Annotated in this window: 13 protein-coding genes and 3 pseudogenes; 5 read left to right on the top strand and 11 right to left on the bottom strand. The window is 57.3% G+C overall.

Annotation, left to right across the window (positions count from 1 at the left end):
* Positions 1-118 precede the first annotated feature (118 nt).
* From LIY36_RS20865 to LIY36_RS20840, 6 genes and pseudogenes are all read right to left on the bottom strand, one after another.
* Positions 119-1,285: a cystathionine gamma-synthase gene (locus LIY36_RS20865; RefSeq protein WP_226456946.1), complete on the bottom strand. Its 1,167-nt coding sequence runs from the start codon at positions 1,283-1,285 to the stop codon at positions 119-121.
* Complete coding sequence (locus LIY36_RS20860) at positions 1,282-2,658, bottom strand: pyridoxal-phosphate dependent enzyme (protein ID WP_226456944.1); 1,377 nt, start codon at positions 2,656-2,658, stop codon at positions 1,282-1,284. Before LIY36_RS20860 ends, LIY36_RS20865 begins: the two co-directional genes overlap by 4 nt.
* A 121-nt stretch (positions 2,659-2,779) precedes the next feature.
* On the bottom strand, positions 2,780-3,643 hold the full coding sequence (dapA, locus tag LIY36_RS20855) for a 4-hydroxy-tetrahydrodipicolinate synthase (RefSeq protein ID WP_226456943.1): 864 nt from the start codon (positions 3,641-3,643) through the stop codon (positions 2,780-2,782).
* Positions 3,644-3,925: 282 nt separating this feature from the next.
* Positions 3,926-4,042: pseudogene (locus LIY36_RS20850) on the bottom strand (VOC family protein); the annotation flags it as partial.
* Positions 4,043-4,055: 13 nt separating this feature from the next.
* The gene (locus tag LIY36_RS20845; protein WP_226456942.1) at positions 4,056-4,340 is read right to left on the bottom strand and encodes a hypothetical protein; all 285 of its coding nucleotides are present in this window, start codon (positions 4,338-4,340) and stop codon (positions 4,056-4,058) included.
* A gap of 11 nt (positions 4,341-4,351) precedes the next feature.
* A complete protein-coding gene (locus LIY36_RS20840) occupies positions 4,352-4,954 on the bottom strand; it encodes a hypothetical protein (protein ID WP_226456941.1) in 603 nt (200 codons plus the stop codon).
* A 643-nt stretch (positions 4,955-5,597) separates the two neighbouring features.
* On the opposite strand from LIY36_RS20840, the gene LIY36_RS20835 reads away from it, so the two are divergent.
* From LIY36_RS20835 to LIY36_RS27745, 3 genes and pseudogenes are all read left to right on the top strand, one after another.
* Positions 5,598-6,233 (top strand): DUF1353 domain-containing protein, encoded by a 636-nt coding sequence (locus LIY36_RS20835; RefSeq protein ID WP_226456940.1) that lies wholly within the window; start codon positions 5,598-5,600, stop codon positions 6,231-6,233.
* Between the two features lie 454 nt (positions 6,234-6,687).
* A pseudogene (locus LIY36_RS20830) lies at positions 6,688-7,149 on the top strand (alpha/beta hydrolase); the annotation flags it as partial.
* Positions 7,116-7,217, top strand: a pseudogene (locus LIY36_RS27745) ((R)-mandelonitrile lyase); the annotation flags it as partial. The pseudogenes LIY36_RS20830 and LIY36_RS27745, both read left to right, overlap by 34 nt.
* 54 nt (positions 7,218-7,271) lie before the next feature.
* On the opposite strand, the gene LIY36_RS20825 reads toward LIY36_RS27745, so the two are convergent.
* Both LIY36_RS20825 and LIY36_RS20820 read right to left on the bottom strand, forming a co-directional pair.
* Positions 7,272-8,141 carry an AraC family transcriptional regulator gene (locus LIY36_RS20825; RefSeq protein WP_226456939.1) on the bottom strand — a complete coding sequence of 290 codons (870 nt, stop codon included), beginning with the start codon at positions 8,139-8,141 and terminating at the stop codon, positions 7,272-7,274.
* A 103-nt stretch (positions 8,142-8,244) separates the two neighbouring features.
* Positions 8,245-8,685 carry a hypothetical protein gene (locus tag LIY36_RS20820; protein WP_226456937.1) on the bottom strand — a complete coding sequence of 147 codons (441 nt, stop codon included), beginning with the start codon at positions 8,683-8,685 and terminating at the stop codon, positions 8,245-8,247.
* Positions 8,686-9,009: 324 nt separating this feature from the next.
* On the opposite strand from LIY36_RS20820, the gene LIY36_RS27740 reads away from it, so the two are divergent.
* Both LIY36_RS27740 and LIY36_RS20810 read left to right on the top strand, forming a co-directional pair.
* Positions 9,010-11,031 (top strand): methyl-accepting chemotaxis protein, encoded by a 2,022-nt coding sequence (locus LIY36_RS27740; protein WP_226456935.1) that lies wholly within the window; start codon positions 9,010-9,012, stop codon positions 11,029-11,031.
* A 414-nt stretch (positions 11,032-11,445) separates the two neighbouring features.
* Positions 11,446-13,884, top strand: coding sequence for an AAA family ATPase (locus LIY36_RS20810; protein ID WP_226456934.1), 2,439 nt, complete (start codon positions 11,446-11,448; stop codon positions 13,882-13,884).
* Between the two features lie 240 nt (positions 13,885-14,124).
* Here LIY36_RS20810 and LIY36_RS20805 read toward each other — a convergent pair whose 3' ends face one another.
* The 3 genes from LIY36_RS20805 to LIY36_RS20795 form a co-directional block, all read right to left on the bottom strand.
* Positions 14,125-14,511: a hypothetical protein gene (locus LIY36_RS20805; protein ID WP_226456932.1), complete on the bottom strand. Its 387-nt coding sequence runs from the start codon at positions 14,509-14,511 to the stop codon at positions 14,125-14,127.
* Positions 14,512-14,586: 75 nt separating this feature from the next.
* Complete coding sequence (locus LIY36_RS20800; RefSeq protein ID WP_226456930.1) at positions 14,587-15,051, bottom strand: GNAT family N-acetyltransferase; 465 nt, start codon at positions 15,049-15,051, stop codon at positions 14,587-14,589.
* Positions 15,052-15,174: 123 nt separating this feature from the next.
* Positions 15,175-17,328 carry a TonB-dependent siderophore receptor gene (locus LIY36_RS20795; RefSeq protein ID WP_226456928.1) on the bottom strand — a complete coding sequence of 718 codons (2,154 nt, stop codon included), beginning with the start codon at positions 17,326-17,328 and terminating at the stop codon, positions 15,175-15,177.
* Between the last annotated feature and the right edge of the window lie 133 nt (positions 17,329-17,461).

Below are 17,461 nucleotides of genomic sequence, written 5' to 3'. Positions count from 1 at the left end.
TGGCTTTTCTGTGGGAGCTTGCTTGCCTGCGATAGCATCACTTCGGTTGACCTGATACACCTAGGTGCCTGCATCGCAGGCAAGCCAGCTCCCACAACAAGCAGCTCCCAGGCAGGCCTTAGATGTGGGCCAAGGCTCGCGCCAGGTCCGCACGCAAATCCTCCACGTCCTCGACGCCCACCGACAGCCGCACCAACCCATCACCAATGCCCAATTGGGCCCGTGTGGCGGCGGGGATGCTGGCGTGGGTCATGATCGCCGGGTGTTCGATCAGGCTTTCCACACCCCCCAGGCTTTCGGCCAGGGCGAAGATCTTCACGTTTTCCAGAAAGCGTGTGGCGCCAGCCAGGTCACTGTTCAAGTCCACTGAAATCATCCCGCCAAAGCCGCGCATCTGCCGACGTGCCAGTTCGTGCTGTGGGTGGGACGCGAGGCCTGGGTAGTAAACCCGAGAGACTTGCGGTTGCTGTTCCAGCCAGGTGGCCAACTCCAGTGCGTTGCTGCAATGACGCTCCATGCGCAGCGCCAGGGTTTTCACGCCGCGCAGGGTGAGAAAGGCGTCGAACGGGCCGGCGATGGCGCCCACCGAGTTCTGCAGGAAACCCAGGCGCTGCGCCAGTTCAGGGTTATCCCCGACAATCGCGATGCCGCCGATCACATCCGAATGGCCATTGAGGTACTTGGTGGTGGAATGCACCACCACATCAAAACCCAGTTCCAGCGGTCGCTGGACCCAGGGGCTGGCAAAGGTGTTGTCGGCCACGCAGAGAATCCCGCGCGCCCGGCAGATGCGCGCGATGGCGCCAAGGTCGGTGAGGCTCAGCAGCGGGTTGCTCGGCGTTTCGACCCAGACCATGCGCGTGTCGTCCTGCAAGCTTGCTTCAAACGCCCGCACATCACTCAGGTCGACAAAGCTGAAACGGTGCCCGGCGCTGCGTTGGCGCACCTTGTCGAACAGCCGGAAGGTGCCGCCATACAGGTCATTGCCGGAGACCACGTGCGCGCCCGCATCCAGCAGTTCCAGCACCGTCGAGATCGCCGCCAGCCCCGAGGCGAACGCGAACGCCTGGGTGCCGCCCTCCAGGTCTGCCACGCAGCGTTCCAGGGCAAAGCGGGTCGGGTTGTGCGAGCGCCCGTAGTCGAAGCCTTTGTGCACGCCGGGGCTGTCTTGCAGGTAGGTGGAGTTGGCGTAGATCGGCGGCATCAGCGCGCCGGTGGTCGGGTCGGGGGCTTGCCCGGCGTGGATGACACGGGTGGCGAACGCGCTTTTATCGGGCAGGCTCATGCAAGGGATCTCCGCAAATGGTTGAGCAGATCGACGCGGGTGATCAGGCCATGGAAGCCCGAGGCGTCGGCGATGATCGCGACCAGGCCGCGGTCCAGTTCTTCCTGGAGTTCGGCGAGGCTGGCGCTGGGAGGCAGGGTTTCGAGGGCTTCGGTCATGGCGCTGGCGACGACCATGTTGAAATCAGCCGCATCGTGGTGCAGGCCCAGCAGAATGTCGGACTCATCGATCACACCAACCAGTTGCTTGCCATCCACCAGCACCGGCAGTTGCGACACATCCGCCAGGCGCATGCGCTGGAAGGCCGTCAGCAGGGTGTCGTCGGGGCCTACGCTGATCACGCGGCCGTCTTCAAAGCGCCGGGCAATCACGTCGCGCAGGTCGCCGTAATGGGTGTAGTGCAGCAGCCCCGCATCCTTCATCCACTGGTCGTTGTAGACCTTCGACAAGTAGCGCGTGCCGGTGTCGCAGACAAAGCTGACCACACGCTTGGGCGAGGTCTGTTCGCGACAGTAACGCAGCGCGGCAGCGAACAGTGTGCCAGTAGATGAGCCGCCAAGGATGCCCTCGGCCTTGAGCAACTGGCGGGCGTGGTCGAAGCTCTCTTCATCGCTGATGGAGTAGGCGTGGCGCACGCTGGAGAGGTCGGCAATCGACGGGATGAAGTCTTCACCGATGCCTTCCACCGCCCACGACCCCGGCGGCTGCAGCGTGCCACTGCGGCTATATTCAGCCATCACCGAACCCACCGGATCGGCCAGCACCATCTCAAGCGCAGGTTGCACGCGCTGGAAAAAACGGCTCAGGCCGGTGAGGGTGCCGGCCGAGCCGACGCCCACCACAATTGCGTCGACGTCGTGCTGGGTTTGCGCCCAGATCTCCGGCGCGGTGCCTGTCTCGTGGGCCAACGGGTTGGCCGGGTTGTTGAACTGGTCGGCGAAAAACGAATCCGGGATGTCCTCTGCCAGGCGCGCAGCGACATCCTGGTAATACTCGGGGTGGCCCTTGCCCACGTCGGAGCGGGTGATATGCACCTCGGCGCCCATGGCCTTGAGGTGCAGCACTTTTTCCGTGGACATCTTGTCGGGCACCACCAGCACCACGCGGTAGCCCTTGGCCCGGCCGACCAGCGCCAGGCCCAGGCCGGTATTGCCGGCGGTGGCTTCGATGATGGTGCCGCCGGGGCGCAGACGGCCGTCGCGCTCGGCGGCGTCGATCATGGCCAGGCCGATGCGGTCCTTGATCGAACCGCCGGGGTTTTGCGACTCCAGTTTGAGAAACAGTGTGCAGGGGCCGGTATCGAAACGGCTGACCCGAACCAGCGGCGTGTTGCCGATCAGTTCTAGCACGGCGGGGCGTGGGAGGCTGGGCATGGTGTCACCTGTTACGGGTTGACGTAGGTGGGACAACAAAGTGCAAAGCGTGCCTTGGACCATAGGCCGGGATCGCACCGGTCGCAACCGGGCGGCCCGCCGCATGTCTGTTTTTGGCGCATCAGCCGGGTAGCTTGCACACCTGCTGCAAGCGCCTGACCACCGCGTCGCTGGCCGCTTGCATCGGCGCGCGCAGCTCGCGGCTGATCAAGCCTTCCAGGGCCAGCGCAGCCTTGACCGGCGCCGGGTTCGGCTCGATAAACATCGTGTTGATCAGCGGCAGCAGTTGGAAGAAGGTCGCACGGGCTTCGGCCAACTGGTTATCCCGCACCTGTTGCCACAGCGCGACGAATTGCTCGGTGTGCACATGGGCCGACGCCGCAATCGCGCCGCTGGCGCCCAGGCACAGCGCGTTGAAGATGTGCAGGTCTTCGCCGCACAACACATCCACCTGACCGCTCGCCAGCAATGCCAGGGTATTGGCCAGGTTGCCGCCACAATCCTTGATCGCGACGATGCGCTCGTGCGCGACGATATTCAGCAACGTGGCTTGTTCGAAGGTCGCGCCGGTACGGTAGGGAATGTCGTACAAGATGATCGGCACACTGGACGCATCCGCCACCGTGCGGAAAAACGCCTCCAACCCAGCCTGGGATGGGCGGATATAACTGGGCGCCGGCACCAGCAAACCTGCGACCGGACGCTGGAGGATGGCCTGCTGGAACTGCAGCAATTCAATCTGATTGTTGCCCGACAACCCCATCACCACACGCTGCGCGGGCACCAACTGCAACACCGCATCCAGCACCGCCAATTGTTCCTGGCGGCTTAGCGCGGCGGCTTCGCCGGTGGTGGTGCACACCATGATCCCGGCCACATGCTTTGTCAGCAGATGGCTGACCAGGCGGCGCAGGCCGATAAAGTCGATGGCACCGTCCTGGAACGGCGTGACCACGGGAACCCAGATACCTTGAAACGCTGACATGCACTTTCTCCTGATGATTGACCGATCAAGTCACCGTCAGAAGGGCAGAGGCAATTGTGCAGAGGGGGGAGACCGTCGCGCTCAATGTCCTGTCAGCTCATCTGACGGGACAGCGCGCCCCGGTCACATGAGCGACTGTTTCTTCGATTTGAGGGCGTGCGCCACGCAACCTTGCGCCTTGGCCACGGAGCCAATGACGGAAAGGTTAACCAGCGACTTAGCAGACATGAATTGTCACACCCTGAATGAGGCGCTCATCTTCAGGGGATGTGAACGAATGTGTCAAGCCCCGGCGACGGCGGCTTCAATCGCGGCAATGTCGATCTTGGTCATGCCCATCATCGCGTCAAAAGCGCGCTTGGCGGTGGCCGGGTTGGGGGGCGTGACCGCTGCGGTCAGATGAGTCCGCATCTCAGAGCATTGCCAGCAGTTCGGTCGCCAGGGTGGCTGCTTCTTGTCGATAGTCTTTGTTCCAGCTGCATGACCAGTCTTCGGGCTTGCCCTGATCTTCCCATTGCGCCAAAGCCAGTCCGTTGATGATCTCCAGCTCGAACCAGAGACGCTGCCAAGCCACGGCGTCCTTGACCAAAGCCGTGTCCTGCCAAAGGAATTCTGTCTGCGCGACAAAAGCTGCCCATGCGAACAGATCCTCCGATGCTCGTTCGCCGAGCGTTAGCCAGTACGTTCTGATACTCAATCAGCAACTCCTTATCGAACGTCTACGCCGGGGTAGAGATCGGCAGGGGGATGGTAGTCGGGATCCGCGAAGCGGCTGTTGTTGTAATGGGTTTTGGCCGTCGGCCCTTCGCCCTTGTAGGTCACCTGCAGGTTTGGCGTGAGATGCCAGCCGTCGCCTTCCTTGTCGCGCTCGATCAGCGACGGGTACAGCGTGCAGGTGCCTGCTGAACCCGATGTCAGCCTGAATTGGTAATAGCGCCCAGCCTGGGGCGTGAACGTCGTGGTGACGTAGCAGGACTGCGTGCGCACCCCCTCCCAGAACATCCCCACATGCGTTTCGATGCCGGGCCGGATCCGGGTTTCGTAATAGTCTGACGTGAGGTTTTGCCCGGCTTTGGGCATCCCCTCATCCTGGGTATGGATTAGCGGAAGCGGCCCACTGCGAATGACGCCACCCGAACGTACACCGTTTTCGTACTGGTACAGATCGGCATGCTGAGTGAAGTTGACGATGCGTATCCAGGCTGGGTTCGGTTCGTTTTCAGGTGCCTTGAAGTAAGCGGTGTGGGGGAAATACTGGCAGCCTGCAAACAACGGCAGGGCCAGCAGGCAGAGCGTAGGGCGTAACGACATGGAGCCTGTCCTTTTGCGGAGTCCGGGTAGGGACCACAAGAAAGCAGGCGCATTGCGCAATAGCTGAAAAATTTCGTTGAGGCCTTGAGAGATGCGCTTGACCGTTCCTGTGTGAAGGCAACTGCGAGAACTGTCCGGTGTCATGCCTAACCGGTTTGTACATGAGAGGAGTCAACCGTTATCCGAAGTCCGAAAACATATGAGTACGTTTGGATTGTATTCATATGCAGAAGAGGTGCAATTGACAAGATGCAGATATTATTTTTTTAACAGGCGGCAAAATCGAAATGCCTGAGCTATATATATTTCATCTCGCTAACGCATAGCTGTATTGACGTGGCTAACGTCTGGATTGCTGATGCAGATTATTCTGACTGTTATATATCTGGCACTGGGAACCCAGAGTGTTCAGGGAGACCCAGATCAGACGCATAAGGTTCTGGTCCTTTGTCGAACGGCCAGTACTGCATGCAAAGTTAAATTCTTGACCGATATTCCTGGCGATTTAATGGACTTTAGGAGGGAGCAGGCGAGTCATGCAGGTTATACGTTCTTCACGACTGGCGTGGAAAGTGTGAATTTGATGGTCTATTACTGATTCGTCTGAATGGATGGCGCAGGATTGTTATTTCAAGGAGCAATAATGAGCGTATTACGTTATTGGTATTGGGTAGCTTTTATTGCTCTGGCGGCGCTTATACAGTCTTGCGTGTCCATGCCGCCGCCAGGCATTGCGAGGCTAGCGGACAATGTATTTGTTGTGATCTATCCACTGCGCTATCGCGTTGAGCAAACAGCCTATGTGATAGAGGTTCCACGTGGTTTTATCACGGACTTGGCAAGCATTCCACGAGCGTTATGGTGGTGGGAGTCACCTTTAGACCGCTCTATGGCGGCGGCAATCGTTCACGACTATTTATATTGGGATCAAACCTGTACTAAAGATGAGGCAGACGCCGTCCTGTTCATCGCTATGAAAGAAAACGGCGTCAGCAAATTAACGCGTAACGGCGTGTACGCAGGCGTGAAAACCCCCTTTGGGGACAGGGCGTTCGAAAACAATACCAAGGCCAGGCTTGGTGGAGAGTCGCGTTACTTTACTTCAACCTATACCAACATTCTGTTGGATAGACCGGTTACGCCGGATGACACATTGCAATCCATTCAACGCCGTGCGACCGCGGAAAAGGGCATGGTCAAGTTGCGCTACCCTCAAGGTGGAAAACTCAAGGAAACCTGCAAGGCCGCTTTAAGTTTTTTCAAAACCACTCCTTTATAGCGACTGATTCACCGCATAGGTCGTCACGGTCCTGTAAAGCGTGATGCCGCGTCCGCGCAAATGACACCGTCGTTCAGCGACTGCAACACATAGCCATCGAGTTGCCTTGCTATAACGCCTGCGATCAAAACGACGGACACGACGAGTGGAGTCACAATTGTTGCCCGAGCAGCCCAAATGCCGTTAATCAGCCACACACTTATGGGGTTCTGGTATCAGTCCTATGCGATTCACCCGGTTTATCCATCAATGCGTGAGCAGATAGTTTGCTCTCAAAGCAATCACGCACTGATTTTTCGGGTGACTCCGCACGATGAGATCCACACTGAAAACCAGCCTCATGGCGGCGATGATCGGCATGTCCGGCGCTGAACTCCAGGCGGCAGACTACAAGATGGCCTGTAGATAGCCGCCAACGTCTACACCCCGGCGAACCATGACGCGGCTAAGAAATGGCCTGGTACGGCGCAACGGCTACCAGGACTCCCAAGTCGCGACTATCCAGGAGCGCCTGCAACAAGCCTCGGCCGCCCGCGCCCAGGAAGCCGGCGGTGGCGCAGTGGTGTACACCGGCGACGTCAAATTGACCGATGAACAAGTCGCCAAACTGCCGTATGACCTGTATCGCCAAGGCTTTGAGTAGTACGGCAAGACCCACGCGCACCCGAATTCAACCTTCAAGTACACCTTGAGCAGTCTGCTGGACCTGATGAGCTTCGACGCCACCGACCAGATCGGGTTGATCGACAAACCGCTGCTAATGATCGCAGGCAGCAAGGCCGACAGCCTTTACATGTCTGAGCAAGCCTTCGCCAAGGCCACCGGTACCCAGGACAAACAGTTGTTCAAGATCGAGGGTGCCACGCACATCGAGACCTATTGGGCGCCCGCTCGGCGTGGCATACGCATCGGGCGGGGCAGCGTTTGGTGGTGATGTCGGGCGTGGGGTTGACCCAGGAGTGGGGCAAACCTGCGCAGCGCATCCAGCACATTCAGAGGCGTGTGATATGGCTGCCCCTTGGCGAGAGGCTGCGCGCATTACTGCAAAGGCACATAAATATCGGTCTGCCATTGATCCTGCGGTGTCTCGGGGAAAATACTCAGATACTCGAAGAACAGCGGCTGGTCCCGCAGCTCCTCGCCGCTGGTAGGCAGCCAATCGCGATAGATCGGATAGATCGATTCGCCGATATGATCCGGCGAGCCCACGTGACGCACCACCACGCAACGCCCGCCAGGGATAACCCGCTCGGTTACGCCGAACTCATTCGCGGCGACGGCCTCGTGAATCTCGCCGCAGATTGCAAACCGGAACTCTTCGGCCGGGGTCGTATCGGGGTTGCCGAACGGAATACCAAAGCTGCGACTGGAGGCCACCGGCGACTGCCTGCTCTGCATGCGCCATTCGATAAATTTACGCACGCTCTCTCCCACGAGCGCGGGCGCTCCGCGATGCTCCAAGGCTGCAACCCGGACTGCGCAAAACTCGACGATTCGTATCTGCATGATGATGTTCCTGGAAAAGTGAGGGATGGTGAACACCGCACTCCAGACCTGCCAATTCGGTTGTTTCCTGAAGGCACTCGGCGTCGTACCGAACGCGCGCCTGAACGCCCTGGAAAACGCTTCGGGGCTTTCGAAACCCGCACCGAACGCGGCGTCCAGCACCGAGTAGTCCGCGCCGGAAGACAAGCAATGCGCTGCGCGTCGTAGTCGCATCAGTTGTACATAACGCGAAACAGGCACGCCAACGAACGCGGTGAATTGTCGGTGGAAGTGAAACGCCGAAAAATTCGCGACCTGGCTTAACGTGTTCACCGACAAGTCACCTTCAAGATTGGCGTCGATGTAGGCGAGCACCAGGTCGAAGCGTTTTGTGTAGGCGGCGTTGCTCGGCAAGTCAGGCACTGGATGGAGGCTCCGGAAGATACGGTAGGCAGTAGAGTCGACGAGATCGGCGTGCCCGTGCCTAGCCGTGTTTGCTCAGGTCGCAATTGAATTGACGGATCGCTTACTCCGGAATTCCGCTCACCGTATGCACTACGCGCATTGCACAAGGAGGTCGCGCCCCTTGCGGTTCGACCTGCTCGCATTGCTTCAGCAACGGATAGGCATCGGCAAACTTCATAGCCGCCACCTGTTCGGGGTGCTGCTGCGAAACAAAACAGTGCTCGAACCGGAAGGCGGCATACACCTCGGGCAGCAAGGCCGGGTAGTCGTAAACCTCGTCGACGATACTCTTCAGCATCTGGGATATCGGCCCGTTGGCCGCAGGGGAAATCCTGGAGAGCAGCTCATCCTTGGCGACGCCCGCTTGCCTGGCCTCAATAGCTTGTTTCGACGCACCGATGGAGGCCTGCATTCCCTGCGGAAACGGACAATCAGACGCCGCCCATGCAGAGGCCGACGCCATGCAACTCAGCACAGTGAAAACAGCGGCCATCCTTGCCATGAATTTTCCTCGGTTGTCGCAAGCGTTGTCGAAATAGGCTGCGGATTTTAACGGATGTTGATTGATGATGGGGTCCGTTGAACGGGTTCGTTTTGGGCTGCGTTCTGGCTCTCATGGCGGGCGAGAATCGGCCAAGAGCGGACACCAACAGCGTCTACGAAAGCCGGGGCGATTCACTCTCGGCTGAAAGCAGCCTGTCAATAACGGGGAAACTCCCTAAAACCGCATCCATCCGTCACATCCCACCTTCAGCCCCGGCCCAACCTGCCGATAACCCTACTATTCGCATGCCTATACCTGCCCACCCTTGATCGAGTCGACCACATGAACCCACTTACCCTTCTAAAAAAAGCCCGGGCCGATCGTCAAGGCACCGCCACGCTCACCAGTACTGCCAACGACCTGGACGCCGCACTCACCGCCTTACGCATCACCCCCACCCTGATCACCGGCTTTATCTCGCCGCATCTGGACATCGACGTAATCGCCGCCAAGCTCAAACGCCGCTTCCCCCAATCCACCATCAGCCTCTGCACCACCTCCGGCGAACTCTGCAATGCGCCCAATTCGTTGTATTGCGCCACCGGCGATCGCTGGGATCGGATCGTGTTGCAGTTGTTCGACGACAGTCTGATCGCCTCGGCCGAGGTGGCGATGGTGCCGTTGGAGTGTGAGGACATTCGCGGTGGCGGTAAGCGGTTGGGAATGCAGGAGCGAATTGCCAAGTTGGTGTCCAATATCAAGCGAGTGCAGGTACGCACGTCGATTGATCATCGCGATACGTTGGCGTATGTGGTGTTCGACGGGTTGTCGGCGTCGGAGTCGTTTTTTATGGAGGCGCTTTATGAGTCGGGGCGGTTTCCGTGTTTGTTTGTAGGGGGATCGGCCGGGGGTAAGTCGGATTTCCAGAAGACGCTGATTCATGACGGTCAGCGCAGCTATCAGAACCATGCACAGATTGTGTTCCTGAAGACGGCGGCGCATGTGCGATTTGGGGTGTTCAAGAGCCAGAACTTTAAACCGGCGGATTTGACCTTCAGTGTGCTGACCGCGTCGGTTGAGGACCGCACGATTGACCAGGTGATCGACAGCAACGGCAATATCAAAAGCATGGTGCAAGCACTGTGTGATGCTTTCAGTTGCGCGCCCCAGGCGCTGGAGTCGAAGCTGGCGGACTATTCGTTTGCGATTCGGGTGGGCAGTGAGTTGTTTGTACGATCCATCGCGCGTATCGATTATGAGCAGCAGATCGTGCAGTTGTTTTGCGATGTGGCGCCGGGGGAGGAATTGGTGATGGTGCGGCGTACGCCGTTGCGTGAGGCCACGCGCCTGGACTATGAGCAGTTCCTGCGCGGCAAGGGTGGCCAGCCGGTGGCGGGGATTTTGAATGACTGCATTTTGCGCCGGCTGAACAACGGCGCCGAGCTGGGCAGCATGGCCGGCATTTTTGGTGATGTACCGTTGGCGGGTTTTTCGACCTTTGGGGAGATTTTGGGCTTGAACCTGAACCAGACGTTGACGGCGATTTTCTTCTTTCGGGTGGCCAAGGGTGCGAGTTTCAGTGATGAGTACGTGGACAATTTCATCGCCCATTACGGCGAGTTCAAGGCATTTTTCCTACGGCGCCAGGTGAAGAAGTTGGCGGGGTTGAACCATGTGGTGGTCAAGCAGATTACCGCGTTCAAGAACAATGACTTCAGCAATACCCTCAATACCCGTGGGCTGGACCGCAATATCCTGCCGGTGTTCGAAGGCTTGGCAGACTTAGGCATGGTGTTGGCCCATGCCGAGCGTCAGCAGGAGGACATCGCCGCGCAGCTCAAACATTACTCGGGTGAGTTGCACGCGTCGATGGATGAACTGGTGGGTACGATCGACCAGCAAAACGCCGTGTCTGCCCAGGCCGGGACAACGGTGGAAGGGCTTTCCAGCCAGGCGGATGTGGCGGTAGAAGGTGCGCGCACGCTGGCCGGGTCGAGTTTGCGTATCCAGTCGATTGTGCAGGTGATCCAGCAGATCGCCGGGCAGACCAACCTGCTGGCGCTTAACGCCGCCATTGAAGCGGCGCGCGCGGGCGACCTGGGCCGGGGTTTTGCGGTGGTGGCGGATGAAGTGCGCAAACTGGCGGAAATCACCCGTAAGAATGCGGCGGAAATCGGCGTGGATATTGACCTGCTGTCCAGTGAGATCCAGCGCGTTGCCCAACAGATCGAAGACCAATCCACCGGCGTCGGCGCGTTGCGCGAAATGCTCGATGCACTGGAGGCATCGAGCCGCGCGACCGAGGGTACGGCGCAACGCACTAAAACCATTGCGGATACGTTGACCGGGCTCACCCATGCCTAGGCGCAAGCCGAGTCGCCAGGGCTACAACGCTCATTGGCAATAAAGCGTTTTTACACACTGTGGGTCGATTGCAGTCGTTCATGACAGTCTGCAATCGGCCAAAAGCGGACAATGATTGAAAAATAAATCTGAGATGGTTCCCTTTTAGATGATGCGCATGTTGAGGATGCAGAATGGCTAGCTGTTGTCGAGGTGCGTAGGGCGCGCTTGACCACTCCCCAGAGTGCCAAAAAACAGAACAGCTGGGTTCGCGGTGGGAGTTTTCGATTGCTACCGCCTTCACAAGCTGGTGTATTGGTCTACGCTGAGGCGGCAAAAGGCCACTGCCTACTCAGGGTTCTAGGATGACGTGCGCCATATCTAAGGCCGCCCCTTGGCTTGTTCCCTAACGTTTCCTCTCCACGGATGCGAGACATGATTGAATCGATCACCCTTTCCGGCATAGCAACCTACAGCCCTGTAACCCCCGAAACGATTCAAAACCTGAAGGCTGTGAACTACTTCTACGGTGCAAACGGAGCAGGCAAGACGACGATCAGCAGGCTGATAAACAACCCAGCGCTTTCAGCTACCTCCAGGGTCACGTGGGCGAAGGGCGATCCGATTCCGGCAATGGTCTACAACAACGATTTCATCGCTTCGAATTTCACTGACTCGACGCAGTTCAAAGGTGTGTTTACGCTGGGCCAGGCCGAGCAGTCGCAACTTGATCACCTGGAAGAGCTCAAGAAGGAAAGAGACCGCCACGCGCTATTCAAAACCAGAGCGCAAGAAAACCTGAATGGCCCAGACGGTAAGAGCGGGAAGATCGCCGAAAAAAATGCCCTGGAAGAAAAGCTTGTAGGACGGTGTTGGGAACAAAAGCAGAAGCACGATGATGAGTTTCACGGGGCTTTTAAAGGCCTAAGAAATAACCGGGAGGCCTTCAAAAATAGGGTTTTGCAGGAGAGCAAAAGTAACACCTCCCAGTTGGTTGATATCGAAGACCTGCGCAAACGCGCAAGCGTACTTTATGGTGACGCACCATTACCCATGAATGCTGTCTCCGATCTTGACCTGTCTCGCTTGGTCGCGCTTGAGCAAAACACTGTCCTGGGTAAGAAAGTCGTCGGCAAAGAGGATGTCAATATATCTGCGATGATCCAGCACTTGGGAAACAGTGACTGGATTAGACAAGGTATGAAGTACTTGGGCCATACCGACGATGACTGTCCTTTCTGTCAACAGAAATTGCCGCATGAATTCGAAAAAAGCCTTGAGGATTATTTCGACGAAACATTCGAAGCTGAAACTAGAGCTCTTTCGCAGTTTCGGGATACTTATTACGCAATAGCAGATGGTCTGTTAGCCCAGGCTCAAATAATCCTGGCCACGGATTGTTCGCATCTAGATAAAGAGAAACTTGATCTTGAATTGCAGGCCCTGAATGCAATCATGTTGGTGAACAGGCAACGCATCGACCACAAGGTGGCTAGCCCCAGTGTTGCCGTGGAGCTGGCAGGTCTTGCAGAGATTCCACTTAGAGTTTCTGAGCTGATCAATTCAGCTAACCTCAAGGTATCTGAACATAATCGTCTTGTTTCAGGGTTCTCCGTTGAGCAGAATAAGTTAACAGATGCAGTATGGCGGTATCTTCTTGATGTTGAACTTAAAGACACTCTTGCTGATTACACTAAAGATGTGGGTCGTGTCGGCAAAGCAATTGATGGCATCACTGCAAGCGTGGATAAAGCGACGGTAGATATATCCACAGCTGACGCAGAAATTGCAAAGATTGAAACTTTGCTGACAAGTGTGAAACCTACTGTCATTGCGATCAATAAAATCCTGAAAGACTTTGGGTTTCGGAGCTTCTCCCTAGATCCTGCGTGTGCCGATAATTCATATCGCCTGATCAGAAGCGATGGAACTGATGCTAAAGCAACGCTCAGCGAAGGCGAAAAGACCTTCGTTACTTTCCTGTACTTCTATCACTTGCTTAGGGGAAGTATCTCGACCTCAGGTATCAGTACTGATCGAATAGTCGTCATTGATGACCCGGTTTCAAGCCTGGATAGCGATGTGCTGTTCATCGTGAGCAGTTTGATCAAAAAGCTCTTTCACGAGGTTCGCCAGAAGGGCAATAACCTAAAACAGATCTTTATCCTGACCCATAACGTCCACTTTCATAAAGAAATTACCTTTAATCCCCAGAGGACTGGAGATGCTTCTATTAAGGATGAGACGTTTTGGGTAGTACGCAAGCCCGATCATTTCTCGAAGATTGAGTGCTTTGAGAATAATCCCATTAAGACGTCCTACCAGTTGCTGTGGGCAGAGTTGACGAAAAAACCATTGCCGGCGCTTACCATTCAAAATACCATGCGTAGGATCTTGGAGAATTACTTCAAGATTCTAGGAAACATAGATACGCATGTCATCATCGACAAGTTCGAAGGGCAAGAGAAGGTTCAATGTCAATCATTAATTAGCTGGGTGAACGACGGATCCCACTATTCGCCAGATGATCTCTACGTGGCAATAAGCGATGGTATGGCACACAGCTATATGAAGATCTTCTTCAAGGTCTTTAAGGCTATGGAACATATGCCTCATTATAAAATGATGATGGGCCGAGACTTTGTCGATTTAGATCCTGTAGAGGATGAACCAGAAGATGAGGCGTTGTTCGGAAATGTTGGCGGCACTGCAGTTGGGGAGGATGCACTTATCGTTGTTTCAGGGGAGTCTGGTGACGTAGGCGCTGTCGAGCCATTGCGCACTGCTGCGTCCTTGGTAATCCCCATTGTAGCGCAGTCTCCTAAGCCATTCTCAGCTGGGGCCGATGGTTCGGGTACTGATATCCCATTCTGAGTCGCTTGATCATGAGCCGGCGTGCTTGGTGGTACGCCGGTTCAAGAGCTTCTGCCTCGGTGCGATAATCGCCATATCTATATGAATTGTCCCGGGCTCTGTAGGGGCCTCCAAATCTCAAAATAGAGCCTTGGTGAACGTCTGCTTCTGGCCGAAATCCGCCCCTCAATACCGCGACGTTTTCGTCCGGAAAAAAACGCCATTCATAAATGTCTGAAAGAGGGCGCGCAGGCACCCACCTCAAGGACGATACAACCCTGTCGCATCCCGCCAGTACAAGGTTTGCTCGAACTGAAAGCTAATGAGAAAGAGCGCCGAACACGACTGGAATATGGACTGAGCGAGTTTATCCAAATCTTCCATTGCCGATTCCCCCTCTGGTTCGGGCCCTTTGATTCTAATGGTGCAACGCACAGCGACAGGGAAGTCGATCCCCATTTTATGCTCGGCATAAATCGTTGGGTCATCGCGTACGCCATGGGTGCTCAATTTGAGTCCCGAGGTGAATTCAGCGTACAGCCCATTTTCTGTGACCTCGATTTCCAGAGCACCAGCCTGCGCAAGTGCTTTGCTCAGCGTCGAAATGGTGAGCGTACTGTCAGCTTCCAGGCACAGATCAAGACTCATGAATCGTTCCTCTTCCTTGGCAACACAAAGCGGTGGCCGGTCAACATGCAAATGTCCTTGTGCGCTCGCACCCAACTAGCCCGCTGGCGCATGCAGACGAACGTAGTAATTGTCGAACTCGCCGCTTTCGACGAACTGGAAACCGTGGCGGGTGTAAAAACGATTCGAGGCACTCTGTTTCAGCGCGCCGACTTTAATCGGTAGTGCAACGGCATCCGCTTCGTTGAATAGCTGGGCAAGTACCGCAGAGCCGATGCCCGACCCTTGTGCGTTGGGTCGCACATACAAGTGGTCGAGCAACCATTCGCTCGGACGCTGTCGGACCACTACAAAGCCGACCTTTTCTCCCGACACTTCGATATAGCGCGTGTCGCGGGCTTCAAAACTGCCAACAAACCGCTCGCGGGCACGCACCGGATCGAAGCGTCCGACCTGCTCCAGGCTGTCGCGCATGGCTTCAATGCGAATGGCAACGAGATCGTCCAGGTCGCTGTGTTGTGCAGGGACTAACAGGGCAGGGGGATTGGGGGTGATAGGCATAGTTGCACGCGAGGTTCCATCCTGGGGTGGCCAGTATAGGGGCTATTCAGAAACGCGTGCGTTGGGACTGCAATGGCTCCAACGCATGCGTTTCCGGGCGGGTAGCCGTAGGTCGGAGCGCGGTCAGAAGGTGTATTTGGCGGTGACGCCGAAGCTGCGCGGGTTGCCGTAGGTGTCGGTGGAACCCCAGGTCGGACTGGTGGCAATGGCCGAATAGTAGGTGCGGTCGAAGATGTTGTTCACGTTCAGTTGCAGGTCCAGGTGCTTGTTGAGCTGGTAAGCGGCCATCACGTCGGCCACGGCGTAGCTGCCTTGTTCCAGGCGATAGGTGCTGCCGTTTGCGAGGGCGACATCGTTGTACATGCGGCTCTGCCAGTAGAGGTTGCCGCCGACCCGCAGTTTTTCCAGGGGGCCCTGGAAGCGGTACGAGGTGGTCAGCTTGAACAGGCGTTCCGGGGTATCGGTGTCGAAGCGCTGGTTTTTGTTGCTGGCGCTGTCTTTGACGTAGTGCGCACGGGTGTAGGTAAAGCCGCCGCCGACTTGCCAGTTTTCGGTGAGGGCGCCTTGCAGTTCCAGGTCGATACCTTGGCTGCGCACCAGGCCGGAGGCTTCGGAGCAGCTCTGTTGCGGGCAGCCTGCCTGGGTCGCAGGATCGGTCGCACGGTTTTTCTGGTCGATCTGGAACACCGCCAGGCTGGCGTTCAGCGCACCGTTGAAGTACTCGCCCTTGATGCCCATCTCGTAGTTTTCACCAACGATGGGTTCCAGCACCTTACCGGAAAAATCCTTGTTGCTTTGCGGGGTGAAGATGTCGGTGTAGCTGGCGTAGACCGAGTGGTGGTCGTCGAGGTCGTAGATCACACCGGCATACCGCGTGAGGTTGCGGGTGACCTTGTAGTCGCCGTCGCCCTGGCGGTCGTCGTAGTCATACCAGTCGACGCGCGCGCCGAGGATCACCTTGAGTGGGTCGGCAAGGTTGAGGCGGGTGGTCAGGTAGACGCCGTCCTGGGTGGTGATGGCGTGGGTCTTGCCGTCGCGTACGAAGTCGGGCTTGGCGCCATTGAGCGGGTAGTTGGTGTCATACGGGCTGTATTCCTTGGAAGTGGCGTCGTAGATGCGCTTGCTGGTGCCGACCACCACTTCGTGAGTGCGGCCGAACGCTTCGACCGGGCCGCTGGCGGAGGTGTCAAAGGCGTATTGCTGGTCGTCCTGGTGCGATTGGTAGACGGTGCGCGCCAGGGTGGTCTGGTAGCGCGACTGATAGCTGCCGCTGAACACACCGTCGAGTTGCGAGGCGGAGCCGGCGACCTTGAGTTTCCAGCCGTTTTCGAAGCGCTGTTCGACGTCGCCGAATACGGTGTCGATGGTCAGTTTCTTGTTTTCCCAATCGGTGCCGGGGTTGGTGGAGCGGGGCAGGTTCAGGTGATGGCCGTCGGTACCGATGGGCAGGCCGCCCCAGAAGAGGTTGGTCTGGTCTTCCTGGCGCGACAGGCCGAGGGTCAGGGTGGTGTCTTCGCTCAGGTCGGCTTCGGTGATGCCGTAGAACAGACCGTGGTTGCTCTCTTCACCGTCGCGGAAGCTGTTGGCGTCGCGGTACGAACCGACCATACGCCCGCGCAAGGTGCCGCTGTCGTTCAGCGGGCCGGAGGCATCGAGTTCACCGCGATAATCATCCCAGCTGCCGGCGGCCCCGGTGATCGACACTTGCGGCGTGGCGGTGGGGCGCTTGCGCACGAAGTTGATCGCCGCCGACGGGTTGCCAGCGCCGGTGACCAGGCCGGTGGCGCCGCGAATCACTTCCACGCGGTCAAACATTGCCAGGTTGGGCTGCACACTGTTGCTGTAGCCGGAGTAGGCGCTGGGCAGGCCGTCGAACATCATGTTGTCGATGTCGAAGCCGCGCGAGCTGTAGGTCTGGCGGCCCGGGCCGCTGGCCTGGCTGAGGAACAGGCCGGGGGTGTTCTTGACCACGTCGTTGACGCTGGTCATGGCTTGGTCGTCCATGCGTTGGCGGGTAATGACGGTGCTGGCTTGCGGGGTTTCACGCGGGGTGAGCTTCAGCTTGGTGGCTGTGGCCATTTCGCCGGTGGTGTAGGACTGGGTGCCTTCGGTAGTTTCACCCAGTTGTTGCCCGGAGATTTCAGTGGCGCCGAGTTCCAGCGGTGCTGCGTGGGTGTCAGCGGCGGCCGCGAACGCGGCTTGAGGGCTGGCGATACAAATGGCCAGGGTCAGCAGGCAGGGTGAAAAACGGCCGCTGACGGAGGGTTGTATGGACATGCAGGTTGCTCTCCCCAAAATGCCGTCCCTGGCAAATAATAAAACGGTTGATAATTATTCGCATTAGGTTGGCAGCTTACGTCCTGTAATAAAAGCCTTAGCAGAGAGATAGTTAATAAAATTTTCACATTTG

This window comes from Pseudomonas sp. AF03-9 (assembly GCF_020515815.1).
Lineage (GTDB): Bacteria > Pseudomonadota > Gammaproteobacteria > Pseudomonadales > Pseudomonadaceae > Aquipseudomonas.
Note: the sequence above shows the minus strand (reverse complement) of the source record. Positions and strands in the feature narration are given on the sequence as shown.